Origin of the sequence: Sphingomonas sp. Mn802worker, from assembly GCF_000382485.1 — a bacterium.
Taxonomy (GTDB): domain Bacteria; phylum Pseudomonadota; class Alphaproteobacteria; order Sphingomonadales; family Sphingomonadaceae; genus Sphingomonas.
This window is the reverse complement of the sequence record NZ_AORY01000004.1, coordinates 366,008-386,559: the sequence shown is the minus strand read 5'-3', so window position 1 is coordinate 386,559 and position 20,552 is coordinate 366,008. Positions and strand designations below refer to the sequence as shown.

Here is a 20,552-nt window from a genome sequence, read left to right as displayed (position 1 = left end):
GTTACTTCGGCAAACGCCTGACCAGCGCGCTGGTGTCCTGCCGTGCGCCGCCCAGGGCCTGCACCTCGGCGTAGAATTGATCCACCAGCGCGGCGACCGGCAACGTCGCGCCGATCCGCTTCGCCTCGTCGAGCGCGAGCCCCAGATCCTTGCGCATCCAGTCGATTGCGAAGCCGAAGTCGAAGCGCTCCTCGCTCATCGATTGCCAGCGGTTGACCATCTGCCAGCTCTGCGCCGCGCCCCCCGAGATCGCTTCGAGCACCTTGGTCAGATCAAGGTCGCTCTTCTGCGCGAATCGCAGTCCCTCGCTCACGCCTTGTAACACCCCCGCGATGCAGATCTGGTTGACCATCTTGGTCTGCTGCCCCGCACCCGCCGCGCCGACATGGACGATCCGCGCGGCATAAGCCTGCATAACCGGTTCGGCCTTTGCCATCGCCTCGGCGGTCCCGCCGCACATGATCGACAGCTTGCCCGCCTCCGCACCCGCCTGCCCGCCCGAGACCGGCGCGTCGACGACGAGCGCGCGTGCGCCGGCGAGCCGTTGCGCAATCGCGGCGGAAACGGTGGTGTGATCGATGAACACCGCATCGTCGCGCATCACCGCGAATGCGCCATCGGTCCCCAGCGTCACCACATGGAGATCGTCATCGTTGCCGACGCAAGTAACCACCGCATCCGCGTCTTTCGCCGCCGCCGCCGGCGTCTCAGCTACGGCGAGCTCGGTCGCCTCCGCCTTGGCGCGCGAGCGGTTGAACACGGTCACGGCGTGGCCGGCGTCGGCTAGGTGGCGCGCCATGGGGGCGCCCATGACGCCCGTTCCGATGAATGCGATCTTCATGGCGCTTCCCCTACCCTGCCCGGCGCGCTCGGGCCAGCGTGCGCGGGTGTTTCTCTCGCCCGCGCATTCCGCTACGGCGCTGCGATGGCCACCCAGCTCGCTACCCCCGCCCCGGCTTCGGGCACCCCGCTTCCCGTCACCTGCGCCGATGTCGCGGCCGCGCACCGGCGGATCGAGGATCAGGTGGTGCGCACGCCGACGCTGATCAGCCGCACGCTCAGCCAGCTGACCGGCGCGACCGTGTACCTGAAGTTCGAGAACCTGCAGTTCACCGCCGCCTACAAGGAGCGCGGCGCGCTGAACACGCTGCTGCAACTCTCCGATGAAGCGCGCGCCAAGGGCGTGATCGCGGCGTCGGCGGGCAACCACGCGCAGGGGCTTGCCTATCACGCCAACCGGTTGGGCGTGCCGGCGACGATCGTGATGCCGCGCAACACGCCCATTGTGAAAGTGACGCAGACCAAGGGCCACGGCGCGACCGTGATCCTGGAGGGCGAGACGTTCGACGCCGCCTACGCGCACGCACGCGTGCTGGAGGCGGAGCACGGCTACACCTTCGTCCATCCGTTCGACGATCCGCGCATCATCGCCGGCACCGGCACGGTCGCTGTCGAGATGCTGGCGGACGTGCCCGAGATCGACACGCTGGTAGTGCCGATCGGCGGCGGCGGGCTGATCTCGGGCATGGCGACGGTCGCGCGCGGCGCCGATCGCGACATCGAGGTTGTCGGCGTCGAGGCCGAGCTCTACCCGTCGATGTACAATCGCGTGAACGGCACGACGATGCCGTGCGCGGGCGATACGCTGGCGGAAGGGATCGCGGTCAAGGAGCCGGGTGGCATCACGTCGATGATGGTGCGCGAGCTGGTCGACGATATCGTGCTGGTGTCCGAACGGAGTCTGGAGGAAGCGGTGAGCCTGCTGCTCCAGATCGAGAAGACGGTGGTCGAAGGTGCGGGCGCCGCCGGCCTTGCCGCGCTGCTCCAGCATCCCGATCGGTTCAAGGGACGCACCGTTGGCGTCGTGCTGTGCGGCGGCAACATCGACACGCGGCTGCTCGCCAACGTGCTGCTGCGCGATCTAGCGCGGTCGGGCCGGCTCGCACGGCTGCGCATCCGGTTGCAGGATCAGCCGGGCGCACTGTTCAACGTCGCGCGGATCTTCGACCAGGAACGCATCAACATCATCGAGGTCTACCACCAGCGCGTGTTCACCACGCTACCGGCGAAGGGGCTGATCACCGACATCGAGTGCGAAGCTCGCGACCGCGCGCACCTCGACACGTTGGTCGCCGCGCTGCGCGACGCAGGCTATGAGGTGAGCACAGTGGAGCTCGCCTGACGCACCAGCAGGCGCGCGTTAACCCATATTCGTGGTAAATTGGCTTTTCACCGCAGCGCCCGCGATTCATATGCGTGACACGAGCAATCAAGACCACGCTTCAATGGAGAATCGTCGGCGGTGACTGCGCCCTTTCGCTTTCCACGCTTCTTCGTAACGAGCCCGCAGCCGTGTCCGTATCTGCCCGGTCGGCAGGAGCGGAAGGTGTTTACCGAACTGTCCGGCCCGCACGCGGCCGAGCTTAATGACGCGCTAGGGCGGATCGGTTTCCGGCGCAGCCAGTCGGTCGCCTATCGTCCGTCGTGCGCGGGATGCGCGGCGTGCGTGTCGGTACGCGTCCTGGCACGCGAGTTCCGCGCCAATGCGACGCAGCGCAAGCTGATGCGCCGCCATGGTCAGGTCGAGATCAGCGCCTGCCGTCCCTGGGCGACCGACGAGCAGTATCAGCTGCTGCGCCGCTACCTCGCCGCGCGTCACCCGACCGGCGGCATGGTCGGCATGGACGAGATGGACTATGCCGACATGGTCGAGCAGTCGCCCGTCAACTCGGTCATCGTCGAATATCGCACGCCCGCCGACGGCGACACGCCGGGACAGTTGATCGGCGCGTGCCTGACTGATCAACAGGCGGACGGGCTGTCGATGATCTACAGCTTCTTCGATCCCGACGACACGACATGGCCGGGCTTGGGCAACATGATCATCCTCGATCACATCCAGCGCGCGCGCGAGGCCGGGCTCGACTATGTCTATCTCGGTTATTGGGTGAAGGGTTCGGCGCGGATGGCGTACAAGACGCGCTATCGGCCGATCGAGGTGCTGGGTCCGCGCGGCTGGTCGCTGCTGGAAGAAGAGGTTTCGCCATCGCTGGCACGAGTCGAGCAGCCGGCCTAAGCCTCAATCCTCGCGGCTGACGGATACCGCAACGTTAAGCCGCTCGTCCCCCTCGCCCATCCGCGTGCCCGCGACCGGCGACGCGCCGACTGAGTCGAAGCCGACCGCGACGCGAACGTGATGCTCCTCCGGCGACAGGCGCAACATCGGATCGAACCCGACCCAGCCCAGCCCGTCGATCCACGCATCGGCCCAGCCGTGCGGCGCAGGCCGGTCGCCGTCGTGGCGGTCGCAATAGCCCGAGACGTAGCGCGCGGGCACGCCGCACGCGCGGGCCGCGGCAATAAAGACATGCGCCAGGTCGCGCGCGGTCGCCGCCTCGCGCTTAAACGCGTCTGCGGCGGTCAGGCCCGCCTCGGGCCTTCCGCGCGCCGGCGTAGAGCGCTCGCCGACCGCACGATTGAGGCGGTGGAGCGCCGCCACCGACCCCGTCTGGTCGCCCAGCACATCTCGTGCGAAGTCGGTGATCGCGGCGTCCGCTCGGGTCATCGGCGTGTCGCGCAGGAACAACCGCGCAGGTAGCGGCTCGAACGTACCATGCAGAACACCGTCCGAATGGCTCGTCACCACCTCGCCCGTCACCGACAAGTCGATCCGCTCGACCGGGCCGTCGATGTAGAGCATCGTGGTCGCGTTACCGAGGCCGTCCTGCCCTTCGGTGATCCGCGCGTCGCAGTCGAGCGCGATGTGCCAGTCGGCGACGATCTGATCGTGCGTGTTCCGCGGGGTCATGCGCAGCAGCTGCACCACGCGCGCTTGCGGCTCGCTGAAGCGATACGTCGTGCGATGATCGATCGACAGCCGCATCTCAGTTGAACTTGAACTGGCGGCCGATCGCCGCGTGCAACTGATCGTTCTCGGTAATGAGCGCCTCCAGATGCTGGTGTAGCCCCGAGGCGATGACGTCGCCGGTGCGCGTGTGAAGCGTACGCTGGTGCCGCCCGCGCGCCATGCGGTCGGCCTCGCCCTGCCCGCCGAGCGACTTGGCGAGCGCGTTCAGGATCGACACCGTTTCGTCGATCGATCCCGCCAGGCTGCGCGGCAGCTCGGTGCGGCTGAGCAGCAGGTCGATGACGTTCGCGGGCTGCAACCCGTCATTGTAGAGCCAGCGGTAGGCGGTGACGGCGGACACGGTCTGCAGGATCGTGGTCCACTGGTCGCGGTCGACCGTACCGCCGACCGGCTCGCCGGCGGGCAGCAGCAGATGGTATTTGACGTCGAGCAGCCGCGCGGTGTCGTCGGCGCGCTCGATTACCTGACCCAGGCGGATGAACAACGTCGTCTGGTTGCGCAGCATGCGGTGCACCGCGCCCTCGAACCCGCGTGTCTCCGCCTTGACCTTGTCGACCAGTCCCAATGTCGCGACCGAGTCGAGCGGCGACATGCGGCGGTCGAAGATCAGCCATGCGCTGTTGATCGCGCTCCACGCCTCGCGGCTGAGTGCGGTGCGGACCGCGCGCGCATTGTCGCGCGCGGCGGCGAGACAGCGGAGGATCGATCCCGGATGCGTCGCGTCGGTGATGAGGAAGCCGACCACCGCCTCGCGCGTCAGCGGCGCGCCGCTCGCCTCGAACGCCGCCTCGGTATCGGTCACCGCGAGCGCGGAGCGCCACGCCGCCTCCCCCGCGGGCCGCGACGACAGCACGTCGAGGCGCACCGTGGCCTCGACCAGTCGCGCGATGAAATCGGCACGCTCCAGATAGCGCCCGAGCCAGTAGAGCGACGCGGCGGTCCGGCTGAGCATCAGCGCACCTCCCGCGTCAGGTCGGCGCCGCCAAGCGTCTGGACCATCCCGTCCGGTCCGATCGACTGCGTCATGCCGCCCATCGTTTGCGTCATCGCCTTGGCATCGTCCATCAATACGAACGAGTCCTTGGTGCCGCCGCCCTGGCTCGAATTGACGACCAGCGAGCCTTCCTTGAGCGCCACGCGGGTGAGGCCGCCGGGCACGACCTTCACCCCCTTCGATCCCGTCAGCACGAACGGGCGGAAGTCGACGTGGCGTGGCGCGAGGCCGGCGTCGGCGAGCGTCGGGACGGTGGACAGCGCCAGCGTCGGCTGCGCGATATAGCGGTGCGGCTCGGCGACGAGCGCGGCGCGGAACCGCTCGATTTCGTCGCGCGAGGCGGTCGGCCCGACCAGCATGCCGTAGCCGCCCGAGCCGTCGACCAGCTTCACGACCAACTCGTCCAGATGGTCGAGCACGTATTTGAGCGCCTGCGGCTCGCGGCAGCGCCATGTTTCGACATTGGGCAGCTTCGCCTCGCCGCCCGAATAGAAGCGGACGATCTCGGGCATGTAGCTGTAGATCGCCTTGTCGTCGGCAATACCGTTGCCCGGTGCGTTGATGATCGCGACATTGCCGGCGGCATAGGCGGCGATCAGCCCGGGCACGCCCAGCATCGAATCGGGGCGGAAGACGAGTGGATCGAGGAAATCGTCGTCGACGCGGCGATAGATCACGTCGACCTTCACCCGTCCGGCTATCGTCCGCATGTAGACGACATCGTCATCGACGACGAGGTCGGCCGCCTCGACCAGCTCGATCCCCATCGAGTCGGCGAGAAAACTGTGCTCGTAATAGGCGGAATTATAGTGGCCTGGCGTCAGCACGACGCAGGTCGGATTCTGGCCGCAGCCGCGCGGGGACACCGACCGCATCGTCTCCAGCAGCATATCGGGGTAGCTGTCGACCGCCGCGACGCGGAACTGTGAGAACAATTCGGGGCACAACCGCACCATCGCCTCGCGGTTCTCTAGCATGTAGCTGACCCCCGAGGGCGTGCGGGCGTTATCCTCCAGCACGAAGAAGTCGTCGGGCCCGGTCCTGACCAGATCGATGCCGCAAATGTGCGCCCATACGTCATACGGCGGGCGGATGCCCGCGATCTCGGGACGGAACTGCGCGTTTCCGAGGATCAGGTCCTCGGGCAGCACGCCCTCCTTGAGGATGCGGCGCTCACCGTAGATGTCGTGCAGGAACGCGTTGATCGCCTCGACGCGCTGGATCAGTCCTTCCGACAGCCGCGCCCATTCGCGCGCGAGAAAGATGCGCGGCACAATGTCGAATGGGATGATTCGTTCGGACGCGTCGCTGTCGCCATAGACGGCGAAGGTGATGCCCAGTTGCCGGAACGTCGTCTCGGCCGCTTCCTGGCGGCGGCGCAATTCATTGGCGGGAGTGGCTTGGAGCCAATGGCACAGGTCGACCAGTTCGGTGCGAGCTCCCTCGTGCTCGGGTGGTCCCATGATCTCGTCGAATGCCGGTGTCCCCATGAGGTCGTAACGCTCCCGCAGCGATTTGGCCGCATGCTGGGGAACAAAGCTGCTCGGCACAAGCATCGTGCACCATATTAGGCTCAGGTCGACAGGTCGGTCAGCGTCGCTTTGGTGAGGATCTGCGGCAACACGCTCGGGCGCTGCGCGCCCTTGGCGTACCACAGGTACAAGGGCACCCCGGCGCGGTTGTGCCGCTCGATAAAGCGGCCGAGCGTCGGATCGCCGTCGGTCCAGTCGCCGACCAGCACCGCCACCTTGCCGCGCCTGAACGCGTCGGCAACCGCCTGCGTCTCGATCGCTGCCTTCTCGTTGACCTTGCAAGTCAGGCACCAGTCGGCGGTGAAATAGGCGAACACCGGCCGACCCTCGGCCTGCAACGCGGCGAGCCGTGCCTCGCTGAACGGCTCGGCACCCGGCAGCGCGCTGGCGGCCCCACCGGGCGCCGCGCGAACGAGGACCACGCCTGCACACGCGAGTGCGAGCGCGATCGCGGCCGGCAATCCGGCGCGCTCGTTCCCGGCGTGCTGACGCCGCCCGGTCCACCACAGCCCCAGGCTCGCCAGCAGCACCGCCGCGAGTCCCAGCGTCATGCCGTCGACCCCGGCCTGCCGCCCGAGCACCCAGGCGAGCGCGAGCGCGGTCAGGAACATCGGCACCGACAGGATGTGGCGCAGCCGCTGCATCCACGCTCCCGGCCGCGGCAATCGCCGCCTGAGCGCGGGCACGAAGCCGATCAGCAGGAACGGCAGTGCGATGCCGATCCCCAGCCCCGCGAACACCGCCATTGCCGCGACGGCCGGCAGCACCAGCGCCGCACCCAGCGCGGCACCCATGAACGGCCCCGTGCACGGCGTCGCGACGAACGCGGCGAGCGCGCCGGTCATGAACGCGCCGCCGACCCCGCTCGCACTCGCAAAGCGCGGCGTCGGCAGCTCGAACAATCCCGCCAGATTGAGCGCGATCACCGCGACCAGGATCAGCAGCACGCCGACGATGCGCGGGTCCTGCAACTGGAACGCCCAGCCCGCGCTCGCCCCGCCTGCGCGTAGTGCTAGCAGCACGCCGCCGAGCGCCAGGCAGACGAGCACCACGCCCGCGGTATAGGCCAGCGCCTCGCGCCGCGCGTGCGCCTCGCTCTCGCCCGATTTGGCGAGGCTCAGCGCCTTGAGGCTCAGGATCGGGAACACGCACGGCATGATGTTGAGCAACAACCCGCCCAGCAGCGCGCCACCGAACGCGAGCAGCGCCGCCGCCCACACACCGCCACCGCCCTGCGCTGCGGCAACCGTCCCCGGAATCACCGACAACGCGAAACCCTGTCCGTCGGCCGTGCTCAGCACGCCCTCGATCCTGCCGGTCGGTGGCGTCACCGCCGGCCTGGTCTCGATCATCACCCGGTCACCGTCGCGCGTCACCGTCTGCGGTGCGGCCATGTCGATGACGCCTGCCGCGGCGGGATAGAACCACGCCTGCCCGAGTGCCGCACCCGCGGGAAAGGGGACCGCGAGGCGCAAGCGCCCTTGCTCGACCTGATAGGTCGCGGGCGAGCCGAGCGCGCGTGGGATCGCGCGCGCATAGGCGTCGAACGCGGCGCGGCGCGCGGGCGAGACCATGCCGTCGCCGATCGTCACCACAGTCGCCACCTCCTGCTGCTCGGGCACGCAGATCTGCTCGGTGCAGACGAGATAAGTCAGCTTCGCCGCGATCGGCACGCGGGTACCTGCCGGCAGCGCCTTGGGCAGCGTCACGTCGGCGAGCAGCGCGAACGGCCGCTCGTAGACGTAGTTCATCAGCCCAGCGATCAGCAGCCGGCCGGGCACGGGATAGCGCAACGGGCCAGCGCTCGCGCCCGCGGGCAGCGTCCACGCGACCTGCGTCTCGACGCCCGCATCGCCCGGATTCTTCCAGTAACCGTGCCAGCCCGCCTCCGGCACCGCCTCGAACGCGAGCCGGACGGTCGAGCCGGCACGCGGATGGTCGCTCTCGGCCACCAGCGTTAGCCGAATATGCTTGTTGCCCGGCGCCTGCGCCCACGCTGTCGGCACGAGCAGACCGGCAACCGTCATCAGAATGAAAAGCGCCGCGCGCACAGCTTGCCTGACCATCGACCCCGGCTCATAGCCGGGCGACCCCCGTTTTGCACCCCCGCCTCCATCAAGGTACCCGCATGAAAGCCCTCACCGCCGCGCTGCTCCTCTCCTCCGCGCTCACCCTGCCGGCCACCGCGCAAAACTCACGCGAGGCACGCGAGGCCACGCCCGCCGCGCCGCCGGTCGCGCCGAAGAGCGAGGCTGCCGCACCCGCCGCACCGCGCACACCGCCCAAGCTGATCGTCGCGATCTCGGTCGATCAATTCTCCGCCGACCTGTTCGCGCAGTATCGCAACCATTTCACCGACGGCTTCGCGCGCCTTTTGACCGGCGCGGTCTTCCCCTCGGGCTACCAGAGCCACGCCGCGACCGAGACGTGCCCGGGCCACTCGACGATCCTGACCGGCATGCGCCCCGCACACACCGGGATCATCGCCAACACCTGGGTCGACCAAAAGGCGGGGCGCGAGGACAAGCAGGTCTATTGCGCCGAGGACGAGCGCGCCGCGGGCAGCGATCACGAGAAATACGTGCCGAGCGACGTGCACCTGAAGGTGCCGACCCTGGGCGAGATGATGAAGGCGCGCGACCCGCGCACCCGCGTCGTCTCGGTCGCGGGCAAGGACCGCGCCGCGATCATGATGGGCGGCCACAAGGTCGACGAGCTGTGGTTCTGGGGCGGCAAGGACTTCATGTCCTACGCCGGGCGCAAGATGCCGCCGGCGGCCGAGCGCGCGAATGCCGCAGTGACGGCGCTGATCGCGCGCCCGCAGGCCGGGCTGGAGCTGCCGGCCTATTGCCAGTCGATCGCGCGACCGGCGCAGGTCGGCGACCAGACGCTCGGCACCGGGCGCTTCGAGCGTCAGGCGGGTGACGCCAAGGCGTTCCGCGCCTCGCCGGCGAGCGACGGCGCGGTGTTCGCGCTCGCCGCCGCACTGATCGGCGACATGAAGCTCGGCCGCGGACCGCAGACCGACATCATCTCGGTCGGCGCGTCGGCGACCGACTATATCGGTCACACCTTCGGCACGCAGGGGTCGGAGATGTGCATTCAGATGAACGAGCTCGACCATTCGCTCGGCGGGTTCTTCGCGCAGCTCGATCGCTGGGGGCTCGACTATGAGGTCGTGTTGACCGCCGACCACGGCGCGCACGACATGACCGAGCGGCAGCAGCAGCGCGCGATGCCGATGGAAGCGCGTGTCAACGCCGACGTGACCGCGAAGGCGATCGGCGCCGCGATTGGGCGCGATATGGGGATCGCCGGACCGGTGCTGCTCGCCAGCGAAGGCGACGTCTACGTCGCCGACGACGTGCCCGCCGCGCGTCGCGCCGCAGTGATCGCGGAAGCCGTGAAGCGCTTCTCCGCGCAGCCGCAGGTCGCCGCCGCGCTCACGCGCCAGCAGATTATGGCGACGCCGATGCCGACCACCCCGCCCGAAACGTGGACACTGCTTGAGCGCGCGCGTGCCTCGTTCGACCCGGCTCGCTCTGGTGACTTCCTCGTCCTCTTGCGCCCGCGCGTGACGACGATTGCGAAGCCCGGGCCGGGCTACGTCGAGACGCACGGCTCGCCCTGGGATTATGATCGGCGCGTGCCGATCCTGTTCTGGCGCAAGGGAATGGCCGGGTTCGAGCAGCCGCTGTCGGTCGAGACGGTCGACATCGTCCCCACGCTCGCGGCGACGATCGACCTGCCCGTGTCGGGGCTCGACGGCCGCTGCCTCGATCTCGATTTGAGTGCGGCGAGCACCTGCGCCAGATAGGTCTGGAATCGGCCGGGCTCGGGTGATCGCCGGGAAAGCGGTTGCACACGCCGCCGCTTTCCACAAAGCAGCGCGGCGTGCGCGCGCCCCCGCTTCCGACATCCGACCATGTACTGCTCGCGATCGGGTTGCGACTGCTGTCGGTCGGCCTGTTCGCGCTGATGAACCTTGGGATCAAGCTTGCCGAGGCGCGCGGTGCGGCGCTGCCGGAGATCATGTTCTGGCGACAATTCGGCGCGACGCTGCTGGTCGGTGGCCTGGTCGCGACGGGACCTGGCATCGCGAGCCTCAAGACCCGGCGGTTCGGCGCACACGTGTTGCGGACGCTGTTGGGACTGGGTGCAATGGCGCTGACCTTTCAGACCCTCACCATGCTGCCGCTCGCGGAGGCCACGACGATCGGCTTCTCCATGCCCATCTTCGCAACCGTGCTGGGGGCATTGGTGCTGCACGAGCCTACGGGTGCGCGGCGCTGGGCGGCGGTGTTCGCAGGCTTCATCGGCGTGATGATCGTCGCGCAGCCGGGCGGCGACGACTTCCCGCTGGTCGGCGCACTGATCGGCCTCGCCGCCGCGGCGGGCACGGCGACCGTCTCGATCCTGCTGCGCACGATCGGGCGGACGGAGGCGCCGCTCACCACGGTGTTCTGGTTCTCCTCGCTGTCGCTGCTGCCGCTGGGCGCTGCCTATCTGTTCGCGGCGAAGCCTCACGAGCCGGCGGTGTGGGCGATCCTGCTCGGGATAGGCGTGATCGGCGGCGCGGCGCAGATCGCGATGACACGTTCGCTGACGCTCGGGCCCGTGTCGACGGTGGTGCCGATGGATTACACCGCGCTGCTATGGGCGACGGTGCTCGGCGCGCTGGTGTTTGATCGCCTGCCCGCCCCTGCGACCTGGGCGGGCGCTCCGGTGATCGTCTGCTCCGGCCTCTACATCGTCTGGCGGGAGCATGTCCGCCGCCGCGAAGAAACACGGCAGGCGATCGCGCAGGGCATCGCCTAGCCCCCGGCGAGCAGACGCCGCCCGCGCAGGAACATCTCCACCCGCATCGCCGTGAACAGCCCGAGCGCCAGTGCCATCAGCACGTCGGTGAACACGAAGGGATCGATGCCCCACCCGCCCCGCTCGACCGCGACGCGCGCGCCGCTACGCGCCACGACCAGCGCAACGATGAACAGCAGCGCAGCGGGCGAGCCGGTCTGGTTGAGCGCGTGGGTGTCGGGGTCGACCGCGATCCGCATCATCTTGCCGCGCTGCCACCCGAGCAGCGCGCCCAGCAACAAAGCGCCTAGGCAGAACAGCCAGCCTGCTCCTTGCGGCGGATGCTGCGCGTACAACATGACGCACAAGGCGACGTAGAGCGCGGGCAGGACCCACAATCGCTCGAGCTTCAGCGGCCGCGCCCGGCGCATCCGCTTCCACCGGAACGCCAGCAGCAGCGCGAGGATCGCGAACGTGATGGCGTAGCTGATCCAATTGCCCGAGTTGGTGCTCATCGTGAGAGGCTAACCCGACCGGACGCGAAACGAAAGCGACGGCTCGCGCGCTTGTCGGCGATGCAAGACAAGCACCTGCGCCTGCTCGGCTGGATCGCGACGGCGACGGCGGTCGCGATGTACCTGTCCTATCTCGATCAGATCAAACTCAACCTGGCCGGCGAGAAGGGATCGCTGATCCAGCCGCTGGCAACGATGGTCAATTGCAGCCTGTGGGTCGCCTACGGCTTCCTGCGCCGACCACGGCGCGACTGGCCGATCGTGCTCGCCAATGCGCCCGGCGTGCTGCTCGGCGCGATCTCCTTCGCGACCGCGCTGTAAGCGTTCAGCGTCGGCGCAGCAGCCACAGGAACGCGCCGACCAACAGGTACCAGAAAGCGAGGTCGGCTAAGAACGCCCCAGGCCGGAACACGTCTTCCGCGCCGAGCTTGTGCGGGACGGAGGTGGCAGGATCGTCGGCGAGGAACGGTGCCGGCCAACCGCCCTCGATCCGCGGCCGCACCTGCGACAAACCGCCTTCACTGCCGTAGACTGCGACCCCGCCAGTGTCGTCCTGAACGCCGACACTGATGCCAACAAGCACGAGCGCCGCGGCAAGCCGTATGACCGCGGCGCATCCGTTCGTCACTCCGCCGCTTGCGCGACGGGCGCGGGCTCCTTCCACACCAGCTTGGGCTTGCGCGCCGCCAACGTCTCGTCGAGCCGTGCGCGCGGGGCGAAGTGCGGCGCGCTCTTGAGCGCGGCGTCGCCCGCCTTGGCGCGCTCGGCCACGCTGCGCAGCGCGCCGATGAACTGGTCGAGCGCCGCCTTCGACTCGGTCTCGGTCGGCTCCACCAGCATCGCGCCGTGGACGACGAGCGGGAAGTAGACCGTCATCGGATGGAAGCCCTCGTCGATCAGCCCCTTGGCGACATCCAGCGTCGAGAAACCATCCGCGAGGTTCGCATCGGAGAACAGCGCCTCGTGCATGCACGGTCCCGCCTTCGCGAACGGTGCGTCGAGCACGTCCTCCAGGCTGCGCAGCACGTAATTCGCGTTCAGCACGGCATCCTCCGCGACCTGACGCAGACCATCCGCGCCGTGCGAGAGAATGTAGGTCAGCGCACGCGTGAACATGCCCATCTGACCGTGGAATGCGGTCATGCGCCCGAAGCTGTCGGGATGGCGATCCTCGACCGTCTCCTCCTCGACCAACGTGATGTGGCCGTCGCCGTGACGCTCGGTGAACGGCAGCGGGCCGAACGGCGCCAGTGCTCCCGACAACACCACCGGCCCCGACCCAGGGCCGCCGCCGCCGTGCGGGGTCGAAAAGGTCTTGTGCAGGTTGATGTGCATCGCGTCGACGCCGAGATCACCCGGACGCACCCGCCCGACGATCGCGTTGAAGTTCGCGCCATCGCAGTAGACGTAGCCGCCCGCCGCATGGACCGCGTCGGAAATTTCCTTGAGATCGCGCTCGAACAGCCCGCAGGTGTTCGGATTGGTGATCATCACCGCCGCGATGTCGGGGCCGAGCCGCGCCTTGAGCGCCGCCGTATCCACGCGGCCGTCGGCGGTCGCGGGAATGTCCTCGACTTGGAAGCCTGCGAAGGCGGCGGTCGCCGGGTTGGTGCCGTGTGCACTCTCTGGCACCAGCACGATCTTGCGGTGGCCCTCGCCGCGCTTCTCCAGCGCGGCCTTGATGCACAGGATGCCGCACAGCTCGCCGTGCGCGCCCGCCTTGGGGCTCATCGCGACGCCGTGCATGCCGGTCAGTTCAATCAGCCACACTGCCAGCTCGTTGATGACGCCCAGCGCTCCCTGCACCGTGTCGATCGGTTGCAGCGGGTGGACGTCGGCAAAGCCGGGCAGACGCGCCATCTTCTCGTTCAGGCGCGGGTTGTGCTTCATCGTGCACGAGCCGAGCGGAAACAGCCCGAGGTCGATGGCGTAATTCTGTCGGCTGAGCCGGGTGTAGTGCCGCACCGTCTCGGGCTCCGAAAGGCCCGGCAACCCGATTGGTGCGGTGCGCGCGAGCTTGCCGAGCCGCGACGTTGACGTGACGGGCTCCGCCACCTCGATCCCGGTCGTCTCGGTCGAGCCGATCTCGAAGATCAGCGCTTCTTCCAGCATCAGCGCCTTGTTGCCGGTGAAGGTCGGGGCTGCCTCATCGGTGCCCTTGACGGTCATTTCGGGCCGCCAGCCACTCTGGTTGATGCTCATGCCAACACCTCCTCGAGCGCGCTCGCCAGCGCCTCGACATCCTCTTGCGTCACCGTCTCGGTCACCGCGACGACCAGCCCGTTGGCGAGATCCGCCTCACCCGGATACAGCCGGCCGAGCGACACGCCCGCGAGCACGCCCTTATCGGCGAGCGCACGCACGATCGGCCGCGCTTCCTGCCCCAGATCGAGCGTGAACTCGTTGAAGAAGGCGTCGTTGACGAGGCTAACCCCCGGCACCTTCGCCAGACGCTCCGCCGCAGCGACCGCGTTCGCGTGGTTGGTCGCCGCGAGCTGCCGCAGTCCTGCCTCACCCAGCATTGTCATGTGGATCGAGAACGCCAGCGCACACAGCCCGGAGTTGGTGCAGATGTTGCTGGTCGCTTTCTCGCGCCGGATATGCTGCTCGCGCGTCGACAGCGTCAGCACGAAGCCGCGGCGGCCATCGGCGTCAACGGTCTCGCCGCACAAGCGGCCCGGCATCTGACGGACGTACTTCTCCTTGCACCCGAACAGACCAACGTAGGGTCCGCCGAACTGCAGCCCGACGCCGAGCGACTGGCCCTCGCCGACGACGATATCGGCGTCCATCTCGCCGGGGCTGCGGATTGCGCCCAGCGCCACCGGCTCGGTCACCACCGCGATCAGCAGCGCCTTGTTGGCGTGGCACGCATCGGCGAGCGGGCGCAGGTCGGCGATGTGGCCGAGGATGTCGGGATATTGAACCACCACGCACGAGGTATCGCCGTCGATCTTCTCGATCAGCCGGTCCACGTCCATGTCGGGCACCAGCCACGGCGAGGCCGTGTCAAGCACGTCGCCGGTGTACTTTGCCATCGTCTTCGCGACCGAGACGTAGTGCGGGTGGAGCCCCGCCGACAGGATCGCCTTGCCGCGTTTGGTGATCCGCCTGGCCATGCCGATCGCTTCCCAGCAGGCGGTCGAACCGTCGTACATGCTGGCGTTCGCGACATCGGTGCCGAGCAGACGTGCGACCTGCGTCTGGAACTCGAACAGCATCTGCAACGTGCCCTGCGCGATCTCGGGCTGGTACGGCGTGTAGGCGGTCAGGAACTCGCCACGCTGGATCAGGTGATCGACGCTCGCGGGCACGTGGTGGCGATACGCCCCCGCGCCGAGGAAGAACGGCACCTCGCCCGCCACCGTGTTCTTGCGCGCGAGCGCAGTCATGTGCCGCTCGACGCTCAGCTCGCTGGCGTGGTTCGGCAGGCCGTGGACCGGTCCGTCCAGCCGCGCGGCCTCGGGCACGTCAACGAACAGGTCGTCGATCGACGACGCGCCAATGACGGACAGCATGTCCTGGCGGTCGTGATCGGTGAGTGGCAGGTAGCGCATGGCAGTTCCTTGAAGCCGCTCCGTCAGCGCGGAGCAGCGCAGTCGGTCAGAGCTTCTCGACGAACGCCGCGTAGGCCTGCTCGTCCATCAGCTGGTCGAGCTCGGCCACGTCGGAGAGCGTGATCTTGAAGAACCAGCCCTCCCCTTCGGGGTCCGAGTTCACCAGCGACGAATCGTCGGCGAGTGCGGCATTGCCTTCGATCACGGTGCCCGACACTGGCGCGTAGACGTCGGACGCGGCCTTGACGCTCTCCACGACCGCTGCGTCGTCGCCCTTGGACAGCGACTTGCCCTCCTCGGGCACCTCGACGAACACGATGTCGCCGAGCTGGCTCTGCGCGTAATCGGAGATGCCGACGGTGCCGGTTTCGCCGTCGACGTCGATCCACTCATGGTCCTGCGTGAAATAACGGCTCATGGGATCAGGCTCCTCGGTAGTAACGATGGGGAACGAACGGCATCGCGGCAACAGTCGCCGAGTGCACCTTGCCGCGCTGGACGAGGCTGACGACGCTTCCGGGTGTCGCAAGCTCGGTCGGGACATAGGCCATCGCGATCGGCGCGCCGACCGAGGGCGCGAAGCCGCCGCTGGTCACGCGCCCGATCACCGCGCCGTCGTCGCCGACGACGCTCGCGCCCTCGCGTACCGGCTGACGGCCTTCGACCAGCAGGCCGACACGCTTTACCGCGGGACCGTGCTCGCGCTCGGCGAGGATGCGCTGCGCACCCGGGAAGTCCGCCGCCTCGCGCCGGCGCTTCCACAATGCGAAGCCCAGGTCGGCCATCACCGGCGTCGTCTCAGGGTCGAGATCATGGCCGTAGAGCGGCAGCCCGGCCTCAAGCCGCAGCGAATCGCGCGCACCCAGCCCGATCGGCTTGACCTCGGGCTGCTGGAGCAGCGCATCGGCGAACGCCTCGGCGGCCTCGGCGGGCAGCGAGATTTCGTAACCGTCCTCGCCGGTATAGCCCGAACGGCTGAGCCACAGGTCGTGGCCCTTCCACTGGAACGCGCCCGCCTGCATGAAAACGAGCTGCTCGACACCCGGGATCAGCCGCGACACCGCATCGACCGCCTTCGGCCCCTGCACCGCGAGCAGCGCGTGATCCTCCATCAGGTTGATCGTCACGTCGTCGGGCAAATGCTCGATCATGTGCGACACGTCATCATACTTGGTCGCGCCGTTGACGACCATGTAGACCTTCTCGTCATCTTGGCGCGTCAGCATCAGGTCGTCGAGCACGCCGCCCTCGTCATTGAGCAACAGCGAGTAGCGTGCCTTGTTGAACGGCAGCTTTTGGATTTCCGCCGGCAGCAATGCCTCGAGCGCCTGGACCACGCCCTCGCCCGTAATCGACAGCTGGCCCATGTGGCTGACGTCAAACAGCCCAGCGTTCGCGCGCGTCCACAGATGCTCGGCCATGATGCCTTCATACTGGACGGGCATGTGATAGCCGGCGAACTCGACCATCCGGCCGCCACGCGCGCGGTGCCACGCGTCGAGCGGAAGCGTCAGCGTCTCGATGACGACCTCGTCCCCATCTTCTTGAGGGTCGGAAGCACCGTCGGTGGGTTGGATCGTGTCGCTCATCACGGCTTCCTGACGAAAAGGCATGGCAGCGCGGGGTCGCGCTTCGGTCATGTCCCCCTCTGTCACGGAACCTGAGAGCTTTCTCCCGCGAACGGGATTACCCCTTCGGTGGATCGCGCCGGGTGACCGGCGCAACCGCTTTCCAGAGTGTCGATAAGGCTGCGCGGTCCCTGCTGCCTGAGAGATTCCGGGGTGGTTGCTCCTTCGGCGGCGGCGCTTGCCTGAAAGGCCCGCCGCACTCTCCCGCGCCGCCCACGTACAGCAGATGCTCCACGTCGACGCGCGTCGCTCTGCCCGCGCCCTTGAACCCTGTCAATCGCTCTCGCGCAGACCGCTTCAGCGCGTCGCGTTGTAGCGGAGCTGGTCCTGCGTCAGCTGGAACCCGACCAGCGCCTCGAACGTGGCCGACAGCACCGCGCTGCGCACCTCGGGCTGCGACAGCGGATCGACCGCTGCATCCTCGTCGCCTGCCTTGCGCTTGCGCGTCAGCTTGTCGCGGATTTCTTGCGGCACGGTCGCTAGCGCGCGCGAGACGACGGTGGTCGCCTGCTCGTTCGCGGTCGCGACACCCTGCCCCGCGTCCCAGTGGAGCGCGACGCCGCCGACGCGCTTCGACACCACCGACGTGCCACCGCGGGTGATGGCGATGAAATAGGGCAGCGTCACGTCGCGCGCCGCGCCCGTCTGCGTCCGCCGGGCGCGCACGTCGAACGTCACCGTCGTCTGAATATCGTCGCCCGCGTCGTTGCAGGTCGAGCGCACGTTGCTGATTGTCGCCGTCACATCGATCGCGCTCGCGTCGGTGCTGTTCGCGGGGTTGAAGACGGTCACGTCGCCGGTGCCCGCGGGCACGCCGACGATCGGGCAGGCCGAGCGGACCGAGGTGATCCCCGCGGCTCCACCCGTAACATCGATCTCGCCCGACTTGGCGCAGCCGGCCAATGCTCCGCCTGCAACAAGGACCATGGCGAGCGGCAGGAGGTTCGAGCGGTGCGACACAAGCGGCATTCCTGGTACAAGAAGCGGATACGCGACGGGCCGGCTTCTTGTCGCGCTGGTCGCGCAGGAAGCCGGCCCCGTTCGCGCGGCACCATAGGAACCGCCTTCCGCCGGAGCAAGCATTGGCGTACATGCGCCTGCATGTCCGACCTCGCCGACCTGCCCGTCCACACCGCCTCGACGCGCCGCCCATTGGAGCTGATGATCGCCGCGCCGCGCGGCTTCTGCGCCGGTGTCGACCGCGCGATACGCATCGTCGAGCTGGCACTCGAGAAGCACGGCGCGCCCGTCTATGTCCGGCATGAAATCGTCCACAACAAGTTCGTGGTCGACGCGCTCAAGGCGAAGGGCGCGATCTTCGTCGAGGAACTGGACGAGGTGCCCGATGACGCCAACGTCGTCTTTTCCGCGCACGGTGTGCCGAAATCCGTGCCGGCTGAGGCGCAGGACCGGGGTTTGAGCTACCTCGACGCGACCTGCCCGTTGGTGTCCAAGGTGCATCGTCAGGCTGAGCGTCTGGTTGCTGCCGGCCGACATATCGTCTTCGTCGGTCACGCCGGCCACCCCGAAGTGATCGGCACCTTCGGACAGGTGCCCGCCGGCGCGATGACATTGGTCGAGACGGTCGAGGATGTCGCCGCCCTCGATCTGCCCGACCCTGACAACGTCGCGTTTCTCACGCAGACCACGCTGTCGGTCGACGACACCGCCGCGATCGTCTCGGCGCTCCACGCGCGCTTTCCCAGCATCGACGCGCCGCGTGGCGAGGACATCTGCTACGCGACATCCAACCGGCAGGCGGCGGTCAAGGCAATCGCCGATTCGTGCGACGCGGTGCTGGTAATCGGCGCGCCCAATTCGTCCAACTCGGTCCGGCTGGTCGAGGTCGCCGAACGGCAGGGCGTGCGCGCCGCGCTGATCCAGCGCGCGGCGGAACTCGACTGGACGTTCCTCGACGGTGTCGGCACATTGGGCATCACCGCGGGGGCGTCGGCGCCCGAACTGCTGGTACGCGAACTGGTCGATCGCCTCGCCACGCGCTTCGACGTGATCGAGCGCGAGGTCGAGACGACGCGCGAGTCGATCGCGTTCAAGCTGCCGCGCGGGCTCGACGCCGCCGCGTAGATTGTTGCCCCCCGAACTGTCCTACACGCCCAATCCGTGCAACGGCGGCTTCGTGATCGCGGGAGCGCGGGCAAGCGCGCGCACCTGCGTCGGGTTGTGACTTCTGTGACCTTCCGCGCGGGAGATTGAGCATGGCCGTCTACACGCACGTCTCCGCCGAGGCGCTGTCGGCTTTCCTTTCACGCTACGACGTCGGTGAACTCGTCTCCGCGAAGGGGATCGCGGAAGGGGTGGAGAATTCCAACTACCTCGTCGACACGACGCGCGACCGCTTCATCCTGACGCTCTACGAGAAGCGTGTCGCCGCCGACGACCTGCCCTTTTTCATGGCGCTGCTCGACCATCTCGCGACCAAGAGCCTGCCAGTCCCGCCCGCGATTGCCGATCGCGAGGGCAGCGCGATTCAGCAATTGGAAGGGCGTCCCGCCTGCCTGATCCGCTTCCTGCCCGGCGTGTCGCTGTCGCACCCGACGCCCGAACAGGCGCTCGCCGCGGGCGACGCACTCGGGCAGATGCACCACGCCGTCGCAGACTTCGCGCTCACCCGCCCCAACACGATGGGGATAGACACATGGCGTCCCCTATTCGATCGCTGCGGCCGCAGCCTCGACCAGATCGCGCCCGGCCTGCATGACGCGCTCGACCGCGCGCTCGACCATGTCGTGGCGCACTGGCCGCGCGACACGCTCGCCACCTGCGCGATCCACGCCGACCTGTTCCCCGACAACGTGCTGATGCGCGGCGATCACGTGTCTGGGCTGATCGACTTCTATTTTGCCTGCACCGACATCCGCGTCCTTGATCTCGCGATCACGCATAGCGCGTGGAGTTTCGACGCGACCGGCACGCGCTACGACGCCGCGATCGGCAATGCCTTGTTCGCGGGATACGAGCGCCATTATCCGCTGTCCGCGGCCGAACATGACGCCTTTCCGACGCTCGCCGCTGGGGCATGCCTCCGCTTTGCACTCAGCCGCGCATGGGACTGGCTCAACACGCCCGCCGATGCGCTGGTGACGCGCAAGGACCCGCTCGCCTATCTGCGCCGCCTCGCGCATTACGCCCCTGACCTCCTGCCGGACACGATAAAGCACCACGCATGACCACCGAACTTCAACTCGTCGAGATCGCCACCGACGGCGCGTGCAAGGGCAATCCCGGCCCCGGCGGCTGGGGCGCGCTGCTGCGCATGGGCGAGACGGAAAAGGAGCTGTCGGGCGGCGAGAACCCGACCACCAACAACCGCATGGAGCTCACCGCGGCGATCCAAGGGCTTGAGGCGCTCAAGCGGCCGTGCCGCGTCACGCTGTCGACCGACAGCCGCTACGTGATGGACGGCCTCACCAAATGGATCCATGGCTGGCAGAAGAACGGCTGGCGTACCGCCGACAAGAAACCGGTCAAGAACGCCGAATTGTGGCAGGCACTGCTCGCCGCCGCCAAGCCGCACCGAATCGACTGGAAATGGGTCAAGGGCCACGCCGGCCACCCCGACAACGAACGCGTCGACAAGCTCGCCAGCGACGCCGCGATCGCCGCGGGCAAGCGCCCCGGCGGCGCCGCCTGACCGATCACT

General features: G+C 68.1%; 20 protein-coding genes and 1 riboswitch. Of the genes, 8 read left to right on the top strand and 12 right to left on the bottom strand.

The window, feature by feature from the left end:
* Position 1: 1 nt before the first annotated feature.
* On the bottom strand, positions 2-1,006 hold the full coding sequence (locus SMN802W_RS0105405) for an NAD(P)-dependent oxidoreductase (RefSeq protein ID WP_338010596.1): 1,005 nt from the start codon (positions 1,004-1,006) through the stop codon (positions 2-4).
* On the opposite strand from SMN802W_RS0105405, the gene SMN802W_RS0105400 reads away from it, so the two are divergent.
* Together SMN802W_RS0105400 and SMN802W_RS0105395 are read left to right on the top strand one after the other, a co-directional pair.
* A complete protein-coding gene (locus tag SMN802W_RS0105400) occupies positions 926-2,182 on the top strand; it encodes a threonine ammonia-lyase (protein ID WP_019515877.1) in 1,257 nt (418 codons plus the stop codon). The genes SMN802W_RS0105405 and SMN802W_RS0105400 overlap by 81 nt on opposite strands.
* A 120-nt stretch (positions 2,183-2,302) precedes the next feature.
* Positions 2,303-3,076 carry an arginyltransferase gene (locus SMN802W_RS0105395; protein WP_026325781.1) on the top strand — a complete coding sequence of 258 codons (774 nt, stop codon included), beginning with the start codon at positions 2,303-2,305 and terminating at the stop codon, positions 3,074-3,076.
* A gap of 3 nt (positions 3,077-3,079) precedes the next feature.
* Here SMN802W_RS0105395 and SMN802W_RS0105390 read toward each other — a convergent pair whose 3' ends face one another.
* From SMN802W_RS0105390 to SMN802W_RS0105375, 4 genes are all read right to left on the bottom strand, one after another.
* Positions 3,080-3,883 (bottom strand): transglutaminase family protein, encoded by an 804-nt coding sequence (locus SMN802W_RS0105390; protein ID WP_019515875.1) that lies wholly within the window; start codon positions 3,881-3,883, stop codon positions 3,080-3,082.
* A gap of 1 nt (position 3,884) precedes the next feature.
* Positions 3,885-4,820, bottom strand: a complete 936-nt coding sequence (locus tag SMN802W_RS0105385) for an alpha-E domain-containing protein (RefSeq protein WP_019515874.1) — start codon at positions 4,818-4,820, stop codon at positions 3,885-3,887.
* Entirely contained in the window at positions 4,820-6,352 is a 1,533-nt protein-coding gene (locus SMN802W_RS16485; RefSeq protein WP_019515873.1) for a circularly permuted type 2 ATP-grasp protein, read from the bottom strand. Before SMN802W_RS16485 ends, SMN802W_RS0105385 begins: the two co-directional genes overlap by 1 nt.
* An 83-nt stretch (positions 6,353-6,435) precedes the next feature.
* A complete protein-coding gene (locus tag SMN802W_RS0105375; RefSeq protein WP_037523169.1) occupies positions 6,436-8,460 on the bottom strand; it encodes a protein-disulfide reductase DsbD family protein in 2,025 nt (674 codons plus the stop codon).
* Positions 8,461-8,522: 62 nt separating this feature from the next.
* Here SMN802W_RS0105375 and SMN802W_RS0105370 point away from each other — a divergent pair, with 62 nt between their 5' ends.
* Together SMN802W_RS0105370 and SMN802W_RS0105365 are read left to right on the top strand one after the other, a co-directional pair.
* On the top strand, positions 8,523-10,211 hold the full coding sequence (locus SMN802W_RS0105370; RefSeq protein ID WP_019515871.1) for an alkaline phosphatase family protein: 1,689 nt from the start codon (positions 8,523-8,525) through the stop codon (positions 10,209-10,211).
* A gap of 77 nt (positions 10,212-10,288) precedes the next feature.
* On the top strand, positions 10,289-11,212 hold the full coding sequence (locus SMN802W_RS0105365) for a DMT family transporter (protein ID WP_051083516.1): 924 nt from the start codon (positions 10,289-10,291) through the stop codon (positions 11,210-11,212).
* Here the strand turns inward: SMN802W_RS0105365 and SMN802W_RS0105360 are convergent.
* Positions 11,209-11,706 carry a CcdC protein domain-containing protein gene (locus SMN802W_RS0105360; protein ID WP_019515869.1) on the bottom strand — a complete coding sequence of 166 codons (498 nt, stop codon included), beginning with the start codon at positions 11,704-11,706 and terminating at the stop codon, positions 11,209-11,211. The genes SMN802W_RS0105365 and SMN802W_RS0105360 overlap by 4 nt on opposite strands.
* Positions 11,707-11,766: 60 nt before the next feature.
* Here SMN802W_RS0105360 and SMN802W_RS0105355 point away from each other — a divergent pair, with 60 nt between their 5' ends.
* Positions 11,767-12,027, top strand: coding sequence for a SemiSWEET family transporter (locus SMN802W_RS0105355; RefSeq protein ID WP_019515868.1), 261 nt, complete (start codon positions 11,767-11,769; stop codon positions 12,025-12,027).
* 4 nt (positions 12,028-12,031) lie between these two features.
* Here the strand turns inward: SMN802W_RS0105355 and SMN802W_RS0105350 are convergent, their stop codons facing one another.
* From SMN802W_RS0105350 to SMN802W_RS0105325, 6 genes are all read right to left on the bottom strand, one after another.
* Positions 12,032-12,334: a hypothetical protein gene (locus SMN802W_RS0105350; RefSeq protein ID WP_026325779.1), complete on the bottom strand. Its 303-nt coding sequence runs from the start codon at positions 12,332-12,334 to the stop codon at positions 12,032-12,034.
* Complete coding sequence (gene gcvPB, locus SMN802W_RS0105345; protein WP_019515866.1) at positions 12,331-13,908, bottom strand: aminomethyl-transferring glycine dehydrogenase subunit GcvPB; 1,578 nt, start codon at positions 13,906-13,908, stop codon at positions 12,331-12,333. The genes SMN802W_RS0105350 and gcvPB overlap by 4 nt, the downstream gene beginning before the upstream one ends.
* Positions 13,905-15,263 carry an aminomethyl-transferring glycine dehydrogenase subunit GcvPA gene (gene gcvPA / locus SMN802W_RS0105340; protein ID WP_019515865.1) on the bottom strand — a complete coding sequence of 453 codons (1,359 nt, stop codon included), beginning with the start codon at positions 15,261-15,263 and terminating at the stop codon, positions 13,905-13,907. The genes gcvPB and gcvPA overlap by 4 nt, the downstream gene beginning before the upstream one ends.
* 46 nt (positions 15,264-15,309) lie before the next feature.
* Positions 15,310-15,681 carry a glycine cleavage system protein GcvH gene (gcvH, locus tag SMN802W_RS0105335; RefSeq protein ID WP_019515864.1) on the bottom strand — a complete coding sequence of 124 codons (372 nt, stop codon included), beginning with the start codon at positions 15,679-15,681 and terminating at the stop codon, positions 15,310-15,312.
* Between the two features lie 4 nt (positions 15,682-15,685).
* Entirely contained in the window at positions 15,686-16,852 is a 1,167-nt protein-coding gene (gene gcvT / locus SMN802W_RS0105330; protein WP_019515863.1) for a glycine cleavage system aminomethyltransferase GcvT, read from the bottom strand.
* A 154-nt stretch (positions 16,853-17,006) separates the two neighbouring features.
* Positions 17,007-17,108: riboswitch (glycine riboswitch) on the bottom strand.
* 80 nt (positions 17,109-17,188) lie between these two features.
* Entirely contained in the window at positions 17,189-17,860 is a 672-nt protein-coding gene (locus SMN802W_RS0105325; protein ID WP_019515862.1) for a hypothetical protein, read from the bottom strand.
* A 132-nt stretch (positions 17,861-17,992) separates the two neighbouring features.
* On the opposite strand from SMN802W_RS0105325, the gene ispH reads away from it, so the two are divergent.
* The 3 genes from ispH (at position 17,993) to rnhA (ending at position 20,543) form a co-directional block, all read left to right on the top strand.
* Positions 17,993-18,976, top strand: a complete 984-nt coding sequence (gene ispH, locus SMN802W_RS0105320) for a 4-hydroxy-3-methylbut-2-enyl diphosphate reductase (protein ID WP_019515861.1) — start codon at positions 17,993-17,995, stop codon at positions 18,974-18,976.
* Positions 18,977-19,107: 131 nt separating this feature from the next.
* On the top strand, positions 19,108-20,079 hold the full coding sequence (gene thrB / locus SMN802W_RS0105315; protein ID WP_019515860.1) for a homoserine kinase: 972 nt from the start codon (positions 19,108-19,110) through the stop codon (positions 20,077-20,079).
* A complete protein-coding gene (rnhA, locus tag SMN802W_RS0105310) occupies positions 20,076-20,543 on the top strand; it encodes a ribonuclease HI (protein ID WP_019515859.1) in 468 nt (155 codons plus the stop codon). Before thrB ends, rnhA begins: the two co-directional genes overlap by 4 nt.
* The last annotated feature ends 9 nt before the right edge of the window (positions 20,544-20,552 follow it).